We start from the raw sequence: 1,024 nt of genomic DNA, 5'->3' as shown, positions 1-1,024 counted from the left end.
TGACTACTATCCGGGCCCAGTTCAGTGACGAATTGGCCCATCAACGGAACACAACGCCGAAATTTGTCGCGTAGCATAGAGCGACATGTCGACGAAACCCGCCCCTGCCGATCTGGAATCGGACGGGGAATTCGATCGCCGAGACCAGATCCTCGAGGCGGCGAACGAATGCTTCACCCAGCTCGGCATCCAGCGCACCAGTGTGCAGGACGTGGCGCGCATGGCGAAGGTCTCGCGGGGCACCATCTATCGGTACTTCGTCGATCGCGATGTCCTGATCGAAGCCGCCATCGAGCATGGCGCACAAGGCTTCTACCGTGAAGTCGCCGCGGCTATGGCCAAGAAATCAACGCTGGCAGAACAACTCGGCGCGATGGCCGAGACCCACGCGAAAATTCTGCTCGACCATCGGACTCGCAACCGGCTGATGGCCGATGACGCCGAGCTGATGCGCCACATGGTCGCCGACGGCGATGCCGCCGTCCGCCGCACCACAAAGTTCCTCGAACCCTACGTGCGCGATGCCCAGAAACGCGGCGAGGTCGGCGCCGGAGTCGACGTGACCGCCGGTAGCGAATGGCTGGCGAGAATCATCTATTCCTTTTCGACTGTCAATCAAGGTCTGACCTTCGATATGACCAAGCCGGCCACGGTTCGCCGCTACGTCGAGAAATTCGCGATCAACGGCCTGCGCTGACGCGGTCGCGAATTTCACCTGCGCATCACATAGCCGTGCGGCTGTCGCGGCCCATCGCCGCGGGCTCGGTCGCGAACTCACGCACCATCGCCTGGATCGTGTACGACGCGGCGAGCCGTCCATCTCGGGCAAACACCCGGCCGTCGCCCTGCACAAGCCCCCGTCCCGACCAGAAGGCGTGGTTGGTGTACAGCAGCCAGTCGGTAACATCCACGTCGTCGTGAAACGCGATGGTGGCTTTCATGATTCCGGTCGACAAGGTGGCATGCGCGCGGGCTTCGCCCAAACCCGGATGCGGCAACATACCCGCGGCGATAGTCCAATGCG

1 protein-coding gene and 1 pseudogene are annotated in these 1,024 nt (G+C 62.4%); one reads left to right on the top strand and one right to left on the bottom strand.

Annotated elements, in window-relative coordinates; genetic code table 11:
* Positions 1–85 precede the first annotated feature (85 nt).
* Positions 86–697, top strand: a complete 612-nt coding sequence (locus A9X05_RS20440; RefSeq protein ID WP_067783784.1) for a TetR/AcrR family transcriptional regulator — start codon at positions 86–88, stop codon at positions 695–697.
* Between the two features lie 25 nt (positions 698–722).
* Here A9X05_RS20440 and A9X05_RS20435 read toward each other — a convergent pair.
* Positions 723–1,024, bottom strand: a pseudogene (locus A9X05_RS20435) (acyl-CoA thioesterase domain-containing protein); the annotation flags it as partial.

Origin of the sequence: Mycobacterium sp. E3298 (assembly GCF_001666895.1) — a bacterium.
GTDB lineage: Bacteria > Actinomycetota > Actinomycetes > Mycobacteriales > Mycobacteriaceae > Mycobacterium.
Note: the sequence above shows the minus strand (reverse complement) of the source record. Positions and strands in the feature narration are given on the sequence as shown.

Coding starts and splice junctions, on each gene's coding strand:
- A9X05_RS20440 (WP_067783784.1), top strand. CDS start 86: ATGTCGACGAAACCCGCCCCTGCCGATCTGGAATCGGACGGGGAATTC.